The organism is Actinomycetospora sp. CA-101289 (genome assembly GCF_050955895.1).
Lineage (GTDB): Bacteria > Actinomycetota > Actinomycetes > Mycobacteriales > Pseudonocardiaceae > Actinomycetospora.
Window position 1 is genome coordinate 5,632,977 of the sequence record NZ_CP192093.1, and the last position, 18,254, is coordinate 5,651,230.

Here is an 18,254-nt window from a genome sequence, read left to right on the forward strand (position 1 = left end):
CCCGATCAGCGGCGCACCGCGCCGGTGAACGACCAGGCGGCGACGAGCACGGCGCCGACGGTCAGCACCATCGCCCCGGGCACGTGGACGTTGATGGGTCCGTGACTGCCGAGGTAGGCCTGCAGGAAGCTCAGGACGAAGACCAGCGCGGCCACGATCAGCGGCCACAGCGCGGCCCCGCCCCGCCACACGAGGGCGGCGGCGACCATCGACAGCCCGGACACGACGTGCAGCACGATCGCGCCGGCCGCGTGCAGGCCCTCCGCGGACTCGCCGCCCGGTCCGCCGGCGACCAGCGAGCCGGCCGTGACGAACTGCCAGACGATGGCGACCACGGTGAGCACCGACAGGACGCGCAGCGCGGTGACGACGGCGGGCGCGGCGGTGCGGCGTCCGGTCGCGGTGTGGCTCATGACGTCCTCCTCGGGGTGGTCAGCCGGGATCTACCCTCGCCGGTGTCGGTCCACGCGGCCGGTGCCGATCACCACGCCGCGAGGCGCTCCGCCACCCGGTCGAGGCGGGTCAGGCTGTGGCCCAGCCCGCCCAGCTCGTCGCGACCCTCGCGCAGGACCTTGAGCGCGATCGGGGGCGTCAGCCCCGGGAACGGGCTGAAGCGGGCGCCGATGGCGGCGCCGACCTCCTCCAGCGCCCCCTCCAGGCGCCGCCGCACGGTGTCACCCGTGTCCCCGGCGCGCACCGGCGCCACCGTGACGCGGTCGGCCACCCCGGCCGCCTCGGCGACGGCGGCGAGCTCGCGGGCCAGCTCGTCGGCGGCGTCGCGACCCGACGTCCCCGTGGCGTGCCGTCCCCCGCCGGTCGGGCGCCCCACCGGGCCGCTCGTCGGCCGGCGCACCGTCGCGGACAGGTCGGCGGGCGGCTCGGGCACGGCGAAGCCCGTCGGCGTCAACGGCGGCGTGGGCAGCGCCGGCGGCGTCACGACACGCCCCGGCGTCCCGCCCGAGCCCCGCCGGCGCCGGTGCGCCCCGGGCAGCGAGACGTGGATCGTCGCGCTCACCGACCCCGGGACGGTGGCGAGCGCCCCGAGCACGACCACCGCCTTCGGGTCGTCGCGCATGCCCGGGACGTGCCCGAGCAGGTCGCCCAGCAGCGTGCTGATCCGCGGGGTCCGGCTGGTGCTGCCGGTGAGGTAGACGTCGACCAGGGCGTCCGGCGTGGTGCCCGCCCGCGCGATCGTGTCCTGGAGCTCGACGACGCTGCGGGCGAGCAGCGGCTCGATGGCGCGCTCGTACTCGCGGCGCGTCACCCGGATCTCGTCGTCGTAGCCCGGCACCCACAGGTTGAACGCGGGCAGGCGCGAGAGCGCCTCCTTGGCCTGGGTGACGTCGCGGCGCAGCAGCGTGCGGTGCCGCTCGGCGACCCGCCCCTCGGCCTCCCACAGCTCGTTCCAGGGGTCGGGGTCGAGCGCCTCGGCGTGCTCGGCGAGGATCTCCATGAACGCGACGTCGAGGTCCTCGCCGCCCAGGGCGACGTCGCCGCCGGGCGACCCGGCCAGCTCGAACCCGACGCCGCGCCGCAGCAGCACGGCGGTGTCGAAGGTGCCGCCGCCGAAGTCGTAGACGCCGATCATCCCGCCGTCGGGCACGGCCTGGTCGCCGGAGCCCGAGCGCACGTAGTGGTGCGCGGCGGCGACGGGCTCGGCGACGAGGTCGGGCACCCCGAGGCCCGCCCGGTCCGCGGCCTCGGTGAGCCGGCGCAGCTCCAGCCCGCCGGCCTGCCAGCGCGCCGGGTGCGTCAGCACGACGCGCGCCGGCCGCCGACCCGAGAAGCGACGCACCGCCTCGCCGGCGACCCGCTCGAGCACCGCGGCGACGAGGTCGACCGTCGCCACCGTCCGCTCGCCCAGCAGCACCTGCTCGTGGGCCACGAGCGCCCGCTTGGGCACCCGCTCGGTGCGGTCGGGCGCCATCGCGGACTCGGTGACCGCGTCGCGGCCCACCAGGATCGTGCCGTCCTCGTCGAGGCACACCAACGACGGCACGTACTTCGACCCGTCGATCTCGAGGACCTCCGCGCGCCCCCCGGCCAGCGTGGCCGTGGTGGTGAACGAGGTCCCGAAGTCGATCGCGAGATCCCAGGGCTGTCCCGGTCCGCTCACACCGCCCCGCCGTCCCAGGCCCCGTCGACGTGGCCCGCCGGGTCGTCGCCGGCGGCGTCGAACCCGGGATCGCCGACGGGGTCGTCGCCGTGGTCGTGCACCGCCGGGTCGGCGTCCCAGCCGCCGGCGGCCCAGTCGTCGGTCGCCGTGTCGGCGGGGTCGTCGGCGGCGTCGGTCCCGGCGTCGGGGTCGGTGTCGTCGGCGCCCGTGACGACGGCCAGCATGTGCTCCCACACGGCGTCGGGCAGCTCCGCGTCGTCGACCGCGAGCGAGCTGCTCAGCAGGTCCTGCTCCTCGCCGGTGAGCGCCGCGTCCGGGTCGGTGTCCGGGTACCGCGACATGTCCAGCCACATCTCCGGGCCGGCCCCGGCCTCGTACGGCGCGGTCACGACGACTCCCCTCGGTGGACCGGCAGCTTCTTCCCGAGCTGCTCGGCGGACTCCCTCAACTCGTTGCGCTTCTTCAGCTTCGCGTCGACCTCGACCTTGCGGCGGTTCAGCGCGTTCTTCTCGACGGTCATGTCCTTCTCGTGCTCGGCGATGCTCGCCGTGAGCCGGTCCTTCTCCTCGGCCAGCGCCGTGGTGATCTGACGGCCCAGGACCTCGCGGGCCCCGGTGACCGCCTGGGCCACCACCGGAGGGATCTCGTTGTTCAGCCGCGTGGCCACCTCGCCCAGGTAGCGGCGGGCGTCCTCCCGGCTGCGGGCCCCGCGCTCCTTGCTCCAACGCCGCCAGGAGAAGAACCCGACGGCGCCGACGCCGGCGAGGATGCCGATCGGCGGCGCGACGACCAGCGCCACGAGGTGCCCGAGCCCCATGCCCAGGCCGGCCGCCATGATCCCCTGCTCGGCGAAGCTCGTGCTGCCCTGACCGCGTTGCGCGCCGGGGAGCTGGAGCATGCGCTCGTGCGGCTCGGGGACCACACCGGAGAGATCGGCCTCGACCCCCTCCAGGTCAGCCAGCAGCGCCTCGGCCAGCTCGGCGAGCTCCCGGCGCAGCAGCGTGTCCAGCTCGATCCACAGCGCCTGCGCCCGCGGCGGCAGGTCGGTGGCGACCTCGTCGAAGACCTTGCCGCCGCCGGTGGCGATGCGGTCGCCGACCTCCTTGCGCAGGTCCTCGAGCCGGCGCGCCAGCTCGGTGCGCATCCGCTGCTCGAGGCGCGCCGAGCGCTCGCCGAGCGTGTGGCGCCACGTCGCGTTCTGGCTCTGCAGCGCGGTCAGCGCCGCCCGCTCCTTCTTGACGAGCTCGCCGAACTCCGGGCTCAGCGACAGCGACAGGGCCCGGCGCACCTGCAGGCCGGCCAGGCGCTTGGCCGTCGCGGTCGCCTGGTGCAGGAGGTTGGACAGGCGCAGCCCGTCGGCGCCCTCGGCGAGCCCGGCGAGGTGGTCCGACAGCGGGTCCATGCCGCTCGCCGCGCGCTCCTCGGCGGCCTCCTCGAGCTCCCCGTCCGCCTCGGCCTCCAGCGCGTCGGCGGCGGCGCGGCTCGAGACCCCGAACCACGGCGCGTCGGCGTAGCGGGGCGCGTGACGGGCGATCAGCTCGACGTCGCGGGCGCGCACCTCCTCCCACGCCGGGAACTGGTCGATCTTGGTGAGCACGAAGACGACGGTGGCGATGCGCTCGGTGGCGCGCTCGAGGAACGCGAGCTCCGAGGCCGTGATCTCGCTGGAGCCGTCGAGGACGAACACCAGCGCGTCGGCGCGGTTCAGCGTCGCGAGCGTCAGGGCGGCGTGGCCGGCGACGAGCCCGCCGACCCCGGGGGTGTCGATGAGCTCGAGCCCGCCGGCGAGCACGGGGGCGGGTACGCGGACCTGCACCTGGCTGACGTCCTCGTGCTCCGGGGCGCGGGCGCCGGGGTCGAGGGCGGCGTACTCGGCGAGGGCGTCGAGGCCCACCTCGCGCCCGGTGGACCCGCCGCCGAGCACCACGGTGGCGCCGTCGGGGCCGTGCGAGACGACGATGTGCACGCAGGTGGCGACGTCGGCGTCGACGGGCAGCAGGCCCGGGCGCCCGATCAGCGCGTTGATCAGCGAGCTCTTGCCGCGCTTCTTCTCCCCGACCACGACGACGGCGGCCTGGGCGGCGCGGACGCGGGCGACGTCGCTGTCGAGCGCCTCGGCCGCGGCCGTCTCGCCGTCCTCGATCGCGACGGCGCGCACGGCGGCCACCACCGCCACGACCTCGTCGGTCATCGGGTGGGGACGCCGGCCGGTGGGAGGGGCGTCAGTCGCGGTGCTCATCGGTGGTCTCCAGCGCGTAGACGACGACCTCGGGCCGGCGCAGGACACGGCCGCGGTCGGCGTAGCCGGTCCGTTCGGTGCTCGCGACCGTGCGGTCGCGGGCGGGGTCGGTGGTGGGTTCGCGGTCGACGGCGTCGTGGCGGGCCCGGTCGAACGGGTGGCCGTCGGGCGCGAGGGGGACGACGCCGACCTCGGCGAGCCCCCGGTGCACGCGGGCGTGCAGGCCGGGTGCCGCAGTGCGCAGCCGGTCGGCGAGGTCGATGCACAGCGCGACCAGCGCGGCCCGGTCCCCCGCCGGGTCCGCCTCTGCGTCACGGGTCCAGCTCCGCTCCGCTGCGTGTCCGGCCGGGAGCGTCACCGGCCCCGTCGCCCGCTCGTCGGGAGCGGGGGCGGAGGCGCCGGGACCGGGCCGCGGGGTCGTCGTCATCTCCGTGCTCGCCGGGCTCAGAAGCCGGCCGGGTCGTACGCGGTGGTGTCGGCCTGGCCGTCGTGGTCGGTGTCGACCGCGGCGGTGTCGTAGTCGCCGTCGCCGTCGGTGTCCACGATCATCGTGTCGTAGTAGCCGTCGCCGTCGGTGTCCACGACGCCGGTCTCGAAGGTCCCGTCGCCGTCGGTGTCGGACACCGTCGTGTCGAGCACCCCGTCGGCGTCGGTGTCGGTCGCGACGGCGTCCACGCGCCCGGCGGCGTCGGTCTCGTAGGTGCCGATCATGGTGCCCGAGGCGTCGTAGACCCCGCCGTCGGCGCTGAAGTACATGCCGTCGGTGGCGCCCGTGGTCCCGCTCATCGTGTCCCGCCTCGGGTCGTGGTCCGCCGCCGTCGGCGGACCTCTCGTGCCTGTGACGGACCGAGGGGGCGCGGATGTTCCGGCGCCGGAGGAAAAACCTGCGGAGTTCTCCCGGCCCGCCTACCGGAGGGCGGCGCGGGCGGCGGCGGCGAGGGTGCCGACGGTGACGGTGCGCGCATCGGGCGCCTTGGCGAGCGCCCCCGCGATCACCTCGTCGAACGCCGCGGGCACGCCCGGGCGCTGCTCCGAGGGCCGCGGGACCGGGCTCTCGAGGTGCCCGCGCATCCGCTCGGGGAGGCTGCGGCCCGGGTAGGGCCGGGCGCCGGTCAGGCAGGTGTAGAGCACGCAGCCCAGCGCGTAGACGTCCTCGCGGTGGTCGGTGGCGCCGCCGCGGAAGCGCTCGGGCGCGGTGTGGTCCAGCGAGAGCCCGTTGCGCGAGACCAGGCCGAAGTCGCCGACGCGGACCTCGGTGGCCGCGGCGTCGGCGAACAGCACGTTGGACGGCTTGACGTTGCGGTGGGCCAGCCCGCGCGCGTGGGCCGCGGCGAGCGCGCGCGCGGCCTGCTCGACGACGGCGACGGCGCGCTCCGGGGCGAGGACCTCCTCCCGGCGGAGCACCGTGCGCAGGTCGGGCCCGGCGAGCAGGGGCGTCGCGACGTAGAGCTGGCCGTTCACCTCGCCGTGGTCGAGCACGGGCAGCACGTGCGGCTCGTGCAGCATCCGGACGGTGCCGCACGCGCGGTCGAACCGGGCGCGGAACTCGCGGTCGACGCCGTCGGGCGCGAGCAGGCGCAGGGCGACGACGCGGTCGTGGGCGGTGTCGTACGCGCGCACGACCTTCCCGGAGCGCCCGCGGTGGACGAGTTCCTGGAGCAGGTACGGCCCGAGGGAGGCCTGCGGGGGCCCGGCACGGGGCGGCACGCCCACCACGGCCTCCTCCCCTCGCCCCGACGACATCTGCGGACGACACCTGCGGCGCCGGCATCACCGGCTCGGTGTCGGAGCCTGCCAGGTCGGGGGCGTCGGCGCGCCGGACCCGTCGGGCCCGGCGAACAGGATGTGCTCGCAGAGCTCGCGGGCCGTGCGGACGTGGCGCGCCAGGACCCGCGACGGGCGGGCCTCCAGGCGGCGCCACTGCGGGATCTGCGCGGTGGCCGCGGCGGCGACGGCCTCAGGCGTGGCGCCCGCCTCGAGCCCGAGCCGGCGGGCGTCGTCGGCACCGGTGGCGAGGTCGCGCAGGCGGGCGACGTCCTCGGCGCCCAGGCGCATCCGGCCGGCCTCGAGGTCCACCAGCGCGGCGGCCAGCTCCACCTGGCGCAGGGCGGGCTCGAGGCGCAGCCGGTCGAGGTCGGACTGCAGCGCGAGCAGGGCGCGGCGGTCGACCTCGTCGGGGGCGTCCCAGAGGTGCTCCAGCGCGGCGATGCCCGCGCTCGCCCGCAGCCGGTCGGCGCCGGCGACGAACACTGTGTCGATGCGCTCGAGCACCGTGGCGACGCCGGAGCGCTGCGCGAAGCCCTCGAGCAGCGCGGGCGTCGAGCGCCGGCCCTCGTCGAGCAGCGACAGGCCGACGCGGATGCCGTGCAGGCCGAGCATCTCGAGCAGCCGCTCGAGGTCGGCGTGCTCGATCGGCGCGTCCTCCCACCGGCGCAGCCGCTGCACGCTGCGCAGGGCGCGGGTGACCCGTCCCCGGTCGGCCTCGGCGAGGGTCCGCAGGCACCGCGCGTCGGTCTCGGTGAAGTCCGGGCCGCGGGCGGTCTCGGCGAGCAGTCCCGCCACGGGCACCACGTCGGAGAGCACCGCGCGCAGGTCGCGGGCGTAGCGGTCGGCCACCTGCCGCGCGGTGGGCCACGGGTCGTCGTCGTCGGAGAGCGTGTCGACGCGGCTGAGGACCCCGAGCATGTTCGCCGCGCCGAGCCGCAGCCCGCCCGCCCAGCCGCGCACGGCGTCGAGGGCCTCGACGTCGTTCGCCCCCGGGTGCGGCATGAGGTAGACGACCGCGTCGGCGTCGCCGAGGGCCGCGAGCGAGTCCGGGTCGAGCTTCGACAGCGAGTCCATGCCCGGCGTGTCGACGAGCGTGTGCCGGGTCAGCGCGTCGTTGGGGGTCTCGACGGTGAGGTGGCCGACGCCCTCGGTGTCCGCGTCCCCGACCGACGCCCCGACCCCGCCGCCCGGCGCCAGCGGCAGGACCCGCTCGCCGCCGTCGCGGCGGTGCACGCGGACGCGCGCCTGGTGGCCGTGGCGGAACCACGTCACCAGCCGCGTCGTCTCGGTGGCGCCGGTGGCGGCGAGGCGCTCCTGGAGCAGGGCGTTGACCAGCGTCGACTTGCCGGCGTTCATCCGGCCGCCGACCGCGACGCGGATCCGCGGCTCGCCCAGACGCGTGATCAGCTCGTCGAACCGGTCGCGCAGCTCGGGGGTGCGCAGCCGATCGCGGGTGCGCGTGCAGAGGTCGATGAGGCGGGCGGTGACGGGACCGACGGGCCCCGTGCTCGGAGCCGTCATGCCGTGCGCGCGGCCGGCTGCTCGGTGAGCAGCTCGACGAGGGCCCGGCGGCCGCGGGAGAGCTGGGACTTCACGGTGTCGACCGGGATGTCGCGCAGCTCGGCGATCTCGGTGTACGACAGGTCGCAGAGCTCGCGCAGCACGACCACGGCGCGGTACTGCGGGGGCAGCTGGGCCAGCGCCCGGTCGACGTCCATGCGGGCGATCACGGAGCCGTCGGCGGCGCGCGAGGGCGGGGGCTCGGGCATCGTCTCGGACTCGGTGGGCTCCGGGGTGCGCTTGCGGCGGCGGACCTCGTCGATCGCGGCGTTGGTGGCCACGCGGTAGAGCCAGGTGCCGACCGCCGACCGGCCGTCGAACTCCCCGAGCCGCTTCCAGGCCAGGATCATGGTCTCCTGCAGGGCCTCCTGCGCGTCCTGGTCGTGGCACGTCACGCGTCGGCACACCGCGTAGAGGCGGGGGCGGTGGCGCGTCATGAGCTCCGCGAAGGCCGCCTGGTCGCCGCCCGCCGCGAGCACCACGAGCTCGGTGTCCGGACGCCCGTCCGTCACGCCTGCCCCCACGGTCCCTCCCACCCCACCTCGTCGAGCACCGCTTCACGCGCGGTGACCATGACTCGGCCCGCCCGGCCCAGACGTTACGTTCGGTCCACCACCGCGGCCACCAGACTCACTCCTTCAGCCTAGTGTTGGCTCCGCTCCGTCACCGGACAGGTCGGGAACAGGCCAGCGGCTCCCAGCGCTGACAATGGTGGTCGCGCGCGTCGAGGACCAGGGACCGCTGTCCCGACCCGCGTCCCGACCCTCCGTCACCCCGTCCCGTCCCCCGAGGAGTTCCCCGGTGCCCGCAGCGACCGACCGTGCCGCCGTCGGCGCGGACCTCGCCGCGCGCGTCGCCGCCCTCGGCCCCGCCGACGAGCACCGCCTGCGGCGCCGGGTCGCCGGCGCGGAGCGCATCGGCGACGAGGAGCGCCGGGCGAGCACGCTGGAGAAGATCGCCGGCGACGTCACCGCCGCCGAGGAGCGCCTCGCGCGCCGGGCGGCCTCGGTGCCGGCCGTCTCCTACCCCCCGCAGCTGCCGATCAGCGAGCGCGTCGACGACATCCGCGCCGCGCTGGAGCAGCACCAGGTGGTCGTCGTCGCCGGCGAGACCGGCTCGGGCAAGACGACACAGTTGCCCAAGATCGCGCTCGAGCTGGGCCGCGGGGTCCGCGGCACGATCGGCCACACCCAGCCCCGCCGCATCGCCGCCCGCACGGTCGCCGAGCGGGTGGCCGAGGAGCTGGGCACCACCGGCACCGACACCGTCGGCTACCAGGTGCGCTTCACCAGCCGCGCGAGCGAGGACACGCTGGTCAAGCTCATGACCGACGGCATCCTGCTCGCCGAGATCCAGCAGGACCGGCTGCTGCGCCGCTACGACACCCTCATCATCGACGAGGCCCACGAGCGCAGCCTCAACATCGACTTCCTGCTCGGCTACCTCGCCCAGCTGCTGCCGCGCCGCCCGGACCTCAAGGTCGTCATCACCTCGGCGACGATCGACCCCGAGCGCTTCAGCAAGCACTTCGGCGACGCGCCCATCATCGAGGTGTCGGGCCGGACGTTCCCGGTCGAGGTCCGCTACCGGCCGCTGGTGGACGAGGAAGGCGGCCAGCGCGACCAGGTCGACGGCATCGTCGACGCCGTCGACGAGCTGCGCCGCGAGGGCCCGGAGGGCGACGTGCTCGTCTTCCTCTCCGGCGAGCGCGAGATCCGCGACGCGGCCGACGCCCTGCGCGAGCACGCCGACGACCTCGACGTGCTGCCGCTCTACGCGCGCCTCTCGTCCGCCGAGCAGCACCGCGTCTTCGAGCCGAGTGCGGGCGGGCGGCGCCGCGTCGTCCTGGCCACCAACGTCGCCGAGACCTCGCTGACCGTCCCGGGCATCCGCTACGTCGTCGACCCCGGGCTCGCGCGCATCTCGCGCTACTCGCGGCGCACCAAGGTGCAGCGCCTGCCCATCGAGCCGATCTCGCAGGCCTCCGCCACCCAGCGGGCCGGGCGCTGCGGACGTGTCGCCGACGGCATCTGCATCCGCCTCTACGCCGAGGACGACCTCGACGGCCGCCCGGAGTTCACCGACCCGGAGATCCAGCGCACCAACCTCGCCTCGGTGATCCTGCAGATGGCGGGCGCCAAGCTCGGGCCGGTCGAGGAGTTCCCGTTCGTCGACCCGCCCGAGCGGCTCGCGGTCCGCGACGGCGTGCGCCTGCTCGCCGAGCTGGGCGCGATCGTCGACGGCGACGCCACCCGCCTCTCGGAGATCGGCCGGCGGCTGGCGCGGCTCCCCGTCGACCCCCGCATCGGGCGGATGGTGCTCGCCGCCGACGAGCTGGGCTGCCTGCACGAGGTCACGGTGATCGCCGCGGGGCTGTCCGCGCAGGACCCCCGCGAGCGCCCCGCGGACAAGGCCGACGAGGCCGACGCCGCCCACGCCCGCTTCACCGACGCGCGCTCGGACTTCCTGTCGTGGGTGCACCTGTGGGAGCACGTGCGCTCGGGGCGCCGCGAGCTGTCGTCGAACCAGTTCCGCAAGCGGTGCCAGGCCGAGTTCCTCAACTTCCTGCGCATCCGCGAGTGGCAGGACCTCGCCGCGCAGCTGCGCCAGATCGAGGACGAGCTGGGGCTCACGCGCAACGAGCCGGGCGCGGAGATCACCAAGGACCTCGCCGCCCGCGTCCACCAGGCCCTGCTCACCGGGCTGCTCTCGCAGATCGGGCTCGCGCAGGAGCCGCCGAAGGACCCGAAGACCGGCAAGCCGCGGCGCCGCGCGCTCATCGAGTACGAGGGATCGCGCGGCGCGCGGTTCGCGCTCTGGCCCGGCTCCACGGTGGCCAAGCGCCCACCGACGATGGTCATGGCCGCCGAGCTGGTCGAGACCTCGCGGTTGTGGGCGCGCACCGTCGCCGGCGTGGACCCGGCGTGGGTCGAGGCCGCGGCCGGCGACCTCGTCACCCGCACGTACTCCGAGCCGCACTGGTCGAAGCGCCGCGGGGCCGCCGTGGCCACGGAGCGCGTGTCGCTGTTCGGTGTCCCGCTGGCGATGGACCGCACGGTCGACTACCACCGCGTCGACCCCGAGACCGCGCGCGACCTGTTCGTGCGCCACGCCCTGGTGCAGGGCGAGTGGAACACCCGCCACGCGTTCGTGACGCGCAACCGTGAGCGTCTCGAGCAGGTCGCCGAGATGGAGCGCCGGGCCCGCCGCGAGCTCGTCGTCGACGACGACACGATCCAGGCCTTCTTCGACGCCCGGGTGCCCGCCGACGTCGCCACCGTGCGCCAGTTCGACCGCTGGTGGCAGAAGGCCTCCCGCCGCGACCCGCACCTGCTCGACCTCGACGAGGCGACGGTGCTCGCCGGCGAGGCGCCGAGCGCCGAGCAGTTCCCCGACACCTGGACCGCGGGCGGGCTGACGCTGCCGCTGTCCTACGCCTTCGAGCCCGGGGCCGAGAGCGACGGCGTCACCGTCAGCGTGCCGCTCGCGGTGCTCGGGCAGGTGCGCGCCGAGGACCTCGCGTGGCAGGTACCGGGCCTGCGCGAGGAGATGCTCACCGCGCTGGTCCGCTCGCTGCCCAAGAACCTGCGCCGCTCGCTCGTGCCCGCCCCGGACACCGCGCGGGCGCTGCACGCGCGCCTCGCCCACGACGGGCGCCCCCGCGGCGACGAGACCCTGCTGCCGGCGCTGTCCGACGCGGTGCGGCGCCTGTCGGGGCTCGACGTGCCGGTCGACGCGTGGAACGTCGGCGGCCTCCCGTCGCACCTGCGGCTGACGTTCCGGGTGGTCGACGACGAGGGCGCGACCGTCGCCGAGGGACCCGACCTGGGCGCCCTGCGCCGCCGGCACGCCGCGGCGACGCGCGCCGCGGTGGCCGCGGTCGCCGACGGGGTGGAACGGCGCGGGGTCACCTCGTTCGCCGAGATCGGCCCGCTGCCGCGCACCCGCGAGCAGCAGCGTCCCGGCGGCACGGTCACCGCGCACCTCGCGCTGGTCGACCGCGGGTCGTCGGTCGACGTGCGGGTGTTCGACTCGCCGCTGGAGGCCCGCGACGCCATGCGCGCCGGCACCCGGCGGCTGCTGCGCCTCGCCGTCGCGTCGCCGGCCAAGTCGCTGGTGCGCTCGCTGGACAACACCGCCGTGCTGCGACTGCGCGGGGCGATGGCGGCCGGCGGCTACCGGGACACCACGGCGCTGGCCGAGGACTGCGTCGACGCCGCGCTCGACGCCCTCGTGGCCACCGGCGGCGGGCCCGCCTGGGACCCCGCGGCGTTCGAGGAGCTGCGCGCCCACGTCGCGGCGCGCCTCGCGGCGGCCGCGGCCGAGGTGCTCTCGCGGGCCGAGACCGTGCTCGGCGAGGCCGGGCGCACCGAGCTCGCGCTCGACGAGGTCGCCGCGCGCCCCGGCGGCCTGCTCACCGGCGCCGTCGACGACGTCCGCGGCCAGCTGCACACGCTGGTGGGCGACCGCTTCGTCGCCCGCACGCCGGTGGCGCGCCTGCCCGACGTCGCGCGCTACCTGCGGGCGGCGCGCCGGCGGCTGGAGAAGCTGCCCACCGCGCCCCGGCGCGACGCCGAGGCGCTCGAGGGCGTGCACCGCGTCGAGTCGGCCTACCGCGAGCGCCGCGCGCGGGCGTCCGCCGAGCCGCGCACGTTCGACCGCGACGCCTTCGACGCCGTCGCCTGGATGCTCCAGGAGCTGCGCGTCAGCGTGTTCGCGCAGGAGATCGGCACCGCCGGTCCGGTGTCCGAGCAACGCATCACGCGAGCGCTCGCCACGCTCTGAGCCCCTGACGGGAGACGACCGACCGGGATGGAGAATCCGCGCCCGTGGTGAGCGACGCCGAGGAGGCACTGGTCCAGGAGCAGCTCGAGCAGCTGCACGACCACCACGCCGACCAGCACGAGGAAGACATCGTGTCGATCGCGCTGCCCGCCGCGCAGGACGAGGAGGACGTCTTCGGGCTGGCCGGCACCGCGGTGGACGGCACCCAGTGGACCGTCGGCGACTGCGAGCACCGCTTCCCGCTGCAGTCGATCTCCAAGGTGGTCACCTACGCGCTCGCGCTCGAGGACAACGGCCGCGAGGCGACGCTGCGCCACGTCGGGGTCGAGCCCTCGGGCGACCCGTTCACCGCCATCGTCTTCGACGAGGAGCACCAGCGCCCGCACAACCCCATGATCAACGCGGGCGCGCTCGTCGCCGCCTACCTCGTGCACGGCGACACCCCCGGCCAGAAGGTCGAGCGCATCCTGGCCCGGCTGCGCGCGTTCACCGGCGTCCCCGAGCTGGAGGTCGACGGCGAGCTCCTCGCCGACCAGCTCGCCTCGGCCGACCGCAACCTCGCCATCAGCTACCTCATGCGCTCGCTCGGCATGATCACCGGCAGCATCGAGGACAACCTCGCGGTGTACCTGTCGATGTGCTCGGTGCGGGTCAACACCTGCGAGCTCTCGGCCCTCGGCGCGACCCTGGCCAACGGCGGGGTCAACCCGCTGACCGGCGAGCGGGCGCTCGACGGGCGCCACGTCCGCGACGTCGTCAGCGTGATGATGACCTGCGGCATGTACGACGCCGTCGGCGAGTGGACCACCGACGTCGGCATCCCCGCCAAGAGCGGTGTGTCCGGCGGCATCGTCGCGGTCATGCCCGGACGTCTGGGCATCGCGACGTTCTCGCCCGGCCTCGACGCCCACGGCAACTCGGTGCGCGGCCAGGCGGTGTTCCGCGAGCTGTCCGCCCGCTACGGGCTGCACATGTTCGCCTCGCCCGACCAGACCCGCTTCGGCCGCCTCGGACGCACCGGCGGACCCCGGCTGACGCGGGCCTGACCCGAGCCTGACGGGCCTCCCCCCGGCGCCCACATCCCGGCAGAATCGCCGAGATGGTCGCCGTCGGAGAACGCGAGCTCGTCCGCCAGCAGCTCGACGAGCTGCACGAGAAGTACCGGCAGGTCGGCGACGACGAGGTCGTGAGCTACTACCCGCCCGAGGCGGAGGCCGACGCGCACCTGTTCGGGCTGGCCGGCACGAACATCGACGGCACGCAGTGGCAGGCGGGCGACTGCACGGTGCCCTTCCCGCTGCACTCGGTGTCGAAGGTGTTCACCTACGGGCTCGCCCTGGAGGACAACGGCGCCGAGGAGACCCTGCGCCGCATCGGTGTCGAGCCCTCCGGCGACCCGTTCAACTCGATCACCTTCGACGAGGTCCACCACCGTCCCCACAACCCGATGATCAACTCGGGCGCGCTCGTCGCGGCGAGCCTCGTGGCGGGACGTGACGTCGACGAGAAGGTCGACCGCATCCTGGAGCGCTACCGCGTCTACGCGGGCAACCCGGACCTCGCCGTCGACCAGCGGATCCTGCGCGCGCAGCTGCGGAGCAACGACCGCAACCTCGGGCTCTGCTACGTCATGCGCTCGCTCGGCATGATCAGCGGCGACATCGACGAGGTCGTCGAGACCTACCTGTCGGCGTGCTCGATCACGGTGACCGCCGCCGACCTCAGCGTCATGGGCGCCACCCTGGCCAACGGGGGGCTCAACCCGTTCAGCGGCGAGCGCGCCGTGGCCCGGGCGCACGTCCGCGACATCGTCAGCGTGATGATGAGCTGCGGGATGTACGACGCGGCGGGCCAGTGGGCCAGCGAGGTCGGCATCCCGGCCAAGAGCGGCGTCTCCGGCGACATCGTGTGCGTGCTGCCCCGGTACTTCGGGTTCGGCGTGTACTCCCCCGGGCTCGACGTGCACGGCAACTCGGTGCGGGGGGTCAGCCTCTGCCGCGAGCTGTCCGCCACGTTCGGGCTCCACGTCTTCGCCGACCCGGCCGACTCCCGCTTCGGCCGGGTCGCGCAGCCCACGCACGGCGAGGTGACGGACGTCAGCGCTTCGGCATGATCACCCAGAGCGCGATGTAGATCACGAACTGCGGGCCCGGCAGCAGGCAGGACAGCACGAACAGCAGGCGCACGACGCCGGCCGACATCCCGAACCGCTCGGCGAGTCCGGCACACACCCCCGCGATCACCTTGTCGTGCTGCGGCCTGGTCAGGGTGGCCATGACGTCTCCGATCCTCGTCACCGGGACCGTCCCGGCGCTCTCACTCGACACTCCCGCAACGTGCGGGCGGCGGTGTCAGTGTCCGACCCCGGGCTTTCCGGGGGGAACCCCGTGACGCCGCTCACCGTGGCGGGCGCACCGCTCGTTGCTGAATCACCGTTTCGATGGACAGCAACCGTTGGTACCTCGGCCGGGGTCCGCACCGGGCCGGACAGTTCGGGTCGAGGAGGACCGCGTGGCCGAGGCAACACGTACAGGAGTGGCGATCGTCGGGCTCGGTGGCGCGGTCGCGACCACCGCGGTGGCAGGCGTCGAGATGATGAGGCTCGGCGCGATGGGGCGGGACGGACTGCCCTTCGCCGACGCCGAGGGCCTGGTGCCCTACGAGTCGTTGGTCTTCGCCGGATGGGACGTCGACGGCGACGACCTCGCCAAGGCCGCGCACGGGCACCGGGTGCTCGACGCGCGGCAGATCGAGGTCGCCGGGCCGGCGCTCGCCGGGATCGAGCCGTGGCCGGCCGTCGCCGACCCGGAGTACTGCCGCAACGCCCGCGGCAGCAACCTCGTCGCGGTGCCGGCGCTGCGCGACCGCGTCGCGCACATCGCCGAGGATGTCCGGCGCTTCCGCAGCGAGCAGGACCTGACCGACCTCGTCGTCGTCAACCTGGCCTCCACCGAGCGCTGGCCGGACCTGACGCTGCCGGCGCTGGCCACCGTCGACGGCTTCGAGGCCGCGCTCGACGGGGACGACCCCGCGATCACGCCGGGCATGCTGTACGCCTACGCGGCCATCACCGAGGGCTGCCCGTACGTCAACTTCACGCCGAGCGCGTCGGCCGACGTGCCCGCCCTCCAGGAGCTCGCCCTGCGGCGCGGCGTCCCGGTGGCCGGCAAGGACGGCAAGACCGGCCAGACGATGATGAAGACGGTGCTGGCGCCGGCGTTCCGCTCGCGCGCCCTGACCGTCGACGGCTGGTACTCCACCAACATCCTCGGCAACCGCGACGGCGAGATCCTCGACGACCCGGACTCCCTGTCGAGCAAGGTCGCCACCAAGGGCCGGGTGCTCGACGACATCCTCGGCTACAAGGTCGAGGACCACGTCGTGCGCATCGACTACTACCGCCCGCGCGGCGACGAGAAGGAGGCCTGGGACAACATCGACCTCGTCGGCTTCCTCGGCCAGCGGATGCAGGTCAAGGTCGACTTCATGTGCCGCGACTCGGTGCTGGCGGCGCCGCTGGTGCTCGAGCTCGTGCGGCTCGTCGTCGAGGCCCAGCGCCGCGGCGAGGGCGGGGCGCAGGAGCAGCTCGGCTACTTCTTCAAGGCCCCGGTGACCCGCGACGGCGGGCGCCCCGAGCACGCCCTGTACCGGCAGGAGCAGGTGCTGCGCGACTGGCTCGCGGCGGGCGCGCGGTGACGTCCCTGCTCGCGGCGCCGACCGGGCGCTACGCCGCGGTCCCGGGCCTGTTGCGCGAGGTCGGCGACCTCAAGCGGGTCCGGACCGCGGACGCCGACGGGTCGATGGCCTCCCGGGCGTTCGTCCGCGCCTGGGCGGCCCTCGTCGACGGCGCGGACCCGGTCGCCGTGGCCGACGCCGAGACCGCGGCCGCGGTGGCCGGCGCCCGGCTGGCCGGGATCGACGCCGACGTGCTCACCGCGATGGGCCTCGGCGAGGACGAGGCCCGCGCGGTGCGGCACCGGGCGATCGACGAGGTGGCCGACGGCGTGCTGCACCCGGCGACGCTGGCGCGGCTGCACGCCGCGCCCCCGCCCACGCCGGGGGCGACCCCGCCGCCCGCGTTCGTCGCGGCGCTGTGCCGCCAGCCCCGGGCCGGGGCGACGGCGCCGGGCCGGGCGCGGCTGATCACCGAGCCGCCCGAGGACCACGGCGAGCACTGCTGGGCGGTCGCCGTCTACGGGGCGCTGCTGGCCGAGGACCACGGCGCCGACCGGGGCGAGGCGTTCCTGCTCGGGCTCGCCCACCACCTGCACAACGCCGTGATGCCCGACGCGGGCTTCGCCGGCGAGATGCTGCTCGGCGAGCACCTCCACGCCGTCGTGGAGCGGCTCACCGAGCGCGAGCTGGCGACGCTGCCGGGCGCGCTCGCCGACCGGGTGCGGGGCCTGCTCGCCGCCCGCGCCGACGCCGACACCCCGCTCGGGGCGACGTTCCACGCGGCGGACGTGCTCGACCGCGTGCTCCAGGTGCACCACCACGCCCGCGCGGCGGCGTTCACCGCCCGCGAGGCGCTGGTCGACCTGGAGCTGGTGCACGCCTCCCCGGTCCAGGCGCACCAGAACGCCGTCCTCGACGCGGCGGGGCTGCTGCCGTGAGCGCCGGTCCTGGCGCCGCGAGCGCGGACTCCGCGCGCGTAGAAGCAGCGAACAGGCCGTTCGCTGCTCTCGTCGACCCGGTGAGCGGCGGCGAGCTCCACGCCGACACCCCGCACAGCCTGTCCGACGGCACCACGCGCTGGCCGGTGCTCGAGGGCATCCCGTACCTGCGGGCCGGGCGCGACGAGGTCCGCGAGCAGGCCCTCGCCGCCCTGGACGACGGCCGCGACCGGGATGCCGCGGCGGTGCTGCTCGCCGACAACGACGACTGGTGGGACCAGCCCCCGCCGCCGGCCGAGCAGCTGCGCGCCGTCCTCGACGCCACCACCCTGCGCGAGGCCGTCGCCGGCCTGGGGCTCGGCCGGGTCGGCGACTACTTCCTGCACCGCGACCACGACCCCTCCGGCCTCGCCGTGCTCGCGCTGACCGCGGCGCACCCGCCCGCCGGGCGCCCGGTGCTCGACCTCGCCTGCGGGGCCGGGCACCTGCTGCGCCGGCTCGCCCAGCACGGCGAGCAGGACCTCACCGGCGTCGACGTCGTGTTCAGCAAGCTCTGGCTGGCGCGCCGGTTCGTCGTCCCCGGGGACGTCGCGCTCGTCTGCGCGGACCTCGCCCACCCGTGGCCGGTGCACCCCGCCGGGGACACCTACGTCGCCGTGCACGACGTCCTCTACTTCCTCGACGACCCCGCCGCGGTCCTGGCCACCGCCGCCGAGCACGCCGGCGAGGGCGGCGCCGTGGTCGCCGCGCACTGCCACAACACCGGGCAACCCGGGCACCCGCGCCCGCCCGAGGCGTGGGCCGCGCTGCTGCCCGGCGCGCTGACCTACGGCGAGGAGGAGCTGACGTCGGCGACGCTCGAGCGCCGCCTGCCCCGGTCCGCGGACGCCCAGGACCTCGGCGACACCGAGGCCGTCGCGCTGGCCCGCGACGGCGGGGCCGCGGCGCCCGAGACCGCCCTGCTCGACCCCGCACCCGGCGCCGACCTGCGACCCAACCCGCTCTACGCCGACGGGACGCGCCGCTGGCCCAACGAGGTGTGGGGCGCCGAGTACGGCCCGCGCGCCGCGACGTACCTGCCCGAGCGCCGGCCCGACCCGATGCCCGACGACGCCGTCGCCCGGCGACTGCTGGTCGACCTGCCGGAGGGCTGGTGAGCACACGCCGAGAGGGA

General features: G+C 75.6%; 16 protein-coding genes. 6 read left to right on the top strand and 10 right to left on the bottom strand.

Annotated features, from left to right (window positions below; all coding sequences use genetic code 11):
* Positions 1–5 precede the first annotated feature (5 nt).
* The 9 genes from ACQPX6_RS28060 to ACQPX6_RS28100 all read right to left on the bottom strand — a co-directional run bounded on the left by ACQPX6_RS28060 (position 6) and on the right by ACQPX6_RS28100 (position 8,194).
* Positions 6–413: a hypothetical protein gene (locus ACQPX6_RS28060; protein ID WP_433784028.1), complete on the bottom strand. Its 408-nt coding sequence runs from the start codon at positions 411–413 to the stop codon at positions 6–8.
* Positions 414–481: 68 nt separating this feature from the next.
* On the bottom strand, positions 482–2,116 hold the full coding sequence (locus ACQPX6_RS28065) for an Hsp70 family protein (RefSeq protein ID WP_433784030.1): 1,635 nt from the start codon (positions 2,114–2,116) through the stop codon (positions 482–484).
* A complete protein-coding gene (locus ACQPX6_RS28070; protein ID WP_433784032.1) occupies positions 2,113–2,505 on the bottom strand; it encodes a hypothetical protein in 393 nt (130 codons plus the stop codon). Before ACQPX6_RS28070 ends, ACQPX6_RS28065 begins: the two co-directional genes overlap by 4 nt.
* Complete coding sequence (locus tag ACQPX6_RS28075; RefSeq protein ID WP_433784033.1) at positions 2,502–4,355, bottom strand: dynamin family protein; 1,854 nt, start codon at positions 4,353–4,355, stop codon at positions 2,502–2,504. Before ACQPX6_RS28075 ends, ACQPX6_RS28070 begins: the two co-directional genes overlap by 4 nt.
* Positions 4,339–4,782, bottom strand: a complete 444-nt coding sequence (grpE, locus tag ACQPX6_RS28080; protein ID WP_433784035.1) for a nucleotide exchange factor GrpE — start codon at positions 4,780–4,782, stop codon at positions 4,339–4,341. Before grpE ends, ACQPX6_RS28075 begins: the two co-directional genes overlap by 17 nt.
* A gap of 17 nt (positions 4,783–4,799) precedes the next feature.
* Positions 4,800–5,141 (bottom strand): hypothetical protein, encoded by a 342-nt coding sequence (locus ACQPX6_RS28085; RefSeq protein ID WP_433784037.1) that lies wholly within the window; start codon positions 5,139–5,141, stop codon positions 4,800–4,802.
* Between the two features lie 120 nt (positions 5,142–5,261).
* Entirely contained in the window at positions 5,262–6,068 is an 807-nt protein-coding gene (locus ACQPX6_RS28090) for a serine/threonine-protein kinase (protein WP_433784038.1), read from the bottom strand.
* 57 nt (positions 6,069–6,125) lie between these two features.
* Entirely contained in the window at positions 6,126–7,643 is a 1,518-nt protein-coding gene (locus ACQPX6_RS28095; protein WP_433784039.1) for a dynamin family protein, read from the bottom strand.
* Positions 7,640–8,194 (bottom strand): RNA polymerase sigma factor, encoded by a 555-nt coding sequence (locus ACQPX6_RS28100; RefSeq protein ID WP_433784041.1) that lies wholly within the window; start codon positions 8,192–8,194, stop codon positions 7,640–7,642. The genes ACQPX6_RS28095 and ACQPX6_RS28100 overlap by 4 nt, the downstream gene beginning before the upstream one ends.
* 289 nt (positions 8,195–8,483) lie before the next feature.
* Here ACQPX6_RS28100 and hrpA point away from each other — a divergent pair, with 289 nt between their 5' ends.
* From hrpA to glsA (ACQPX6_RS28115), 3 genes are read left to right on the top strand one after another with little or no spacing between them, the layout of a single operon-like run.
* On the top strand, positions 8,484–12,467 hold the full coding sequence (hrpA, locus tag ACQPX6_RS28105) for an ATP-dependent RNA helicase HrpA (RefSeq protein ID WP_433784043.1): 3,984 nt from the start codon (positions 8,484–8,486) through the stop codon (positions 12,465–12,467).
* Positions 12,468–12,511: 44 nt separating this feature from the next.
* Complete coding sequence (glsA, locus tag ACQPX6_RS28110) at positions 12,512–13,513, top strand: glutaminase A (RefSeq protein WP_433784044.1); 1,002 nt, start codon at positions 12,512–12,514, stop codon at positions 13,511–13,513.
* 53 nt (positions 13,514–13,566) lie between these two features.
* On the top strand, positions 13,567–14,580 hold the full coding sequence (glsA, locus tag ACQPX6_RS28115; RefSeq protein WP_433784045.1) for a glutaminase A: 1,014 nt from the start codon (positions 13,567–13,569) through the stop codon (positions 14,578–14,580).
* Here glsA (ACQPX6_RS28115) and ACQPX6_RS28120 read toward each other — a convergent pair.
* Positions 14,564–14,743 (bottom strand): PspC domain-containing protein, encoded by a 180-nt coding sequence (locus tag ACQPX6_RS28120; RefSeq protein ID WP_433784046.1) that lies wholly within the window; start codon positions 14,741–14,743, stop codon positions 14,564–14,566. The genes glsA (ACQPX6_RS28115) and ACQPX6_RS28120 overlap by 17 nt on opposite strands.
* 235 nt (positions 14,744–14,978) lie before the next feature.
* Here ACQPX6_RS28120 and ACQPX6_RS28125 point away from each other — a divergent pair, with 235 nt between their 5' ends.
* The 3 genes from ACQPX6_RS28125 (at position 14,979) to ACQPX6_RS28135 (ending at position 18,237) form a co-directional block, all read left to right on the top strand.
* Positions 14,979–16,163: an inositol-3-phosphate synthase gene (locus tag ACQPX6_RS28125; RefSeq protein WP_433784048.1), complete on the top strand. Its 1,185-nt coding sequence runs from the start codon at positions 14,979–14,981 to the stop codon at positions 16,161–16,163.
* Complete coding sequence (locus ACQPX6_RS28130; RefSeq protein ID WP_433784049.1) at positions 16,160–17,080, top strand: HD domain-containing protein; 921 nt, start codon at positions 16,160–16,162, stop codon at positions 17,078–17,080. Before ACQPX6_RS28125 ends, ACQPX6_RS28130 begins: the two co-directional genes overlap by 4 nt.
* 80 nt (positions 17,081–17,160) lie before the next feature.
* Entirely contained in the window at positions 17,161–18,237 is a 1,077-nt protein-coding gene (locus ACQPX6_RS28135; RefSeq protein ID WP_433784050.1) for a class I SAM-dependent methyltransferase, read from the top strand.
* Positions 18,238–18,254: the final 17 nt, after the last annotated feature.

Excerpts from the sequence above, each read along its gene's own strand:
- ACQPX6_RS28060 (WP_433784028.1), bottom strand. The coding sequence starts at position 413 with ATGAGCCACACCGCGACCGGACGCCGCACCGCCGCGCCCGCCGTCGTC.
- ACQPX6_RS28075 (WP_433784033.1), bottom strand. The coding sequence starts at position 4,355 with ATGAGCACCGCGACTGACGCCCCTCCCACCGGCCGGCGTCCCCACCCG.
- grpE (WP_433784035.1), bottom strand. The coding sequence starts at position 4,782 with ATGACGACGACCCCGCGGCCCGGTCCCGGCGCCTCCGCCCCCGCTCCC.
- ACQPX6_RS28085 (WP_433784037.1), bottom strand. The coding sequence starts at position 5,141 with ATGAGCGGGACCACGGGCGCCACCGACGGCATGTACTTCAGCGCCGAC.
- ACQPX6_RS28095 (WP_433784039.1), bottom strand. The coding sequence starts at position 7,643 with ATGACGGCTCCGAGCACGGGGCCCGTCGGTCCCGTCACCGCCCGCCTC.
- glsA (WP_433784045.1), top strand. The coding sequence starts at position 13,567 with ATGGTCGCCGTCGGAGAACGCGAGCTCGTCCGCCAGCAGCTCGACGAG.
- ACQPX6_RS28120 (WP_433784046.1), bottom strand. The coding sequence starts at position 14,743 with ATGGCCACCCTGACCAGGCCGCAGCACGACAAGGTGATCGCGGGGGTG.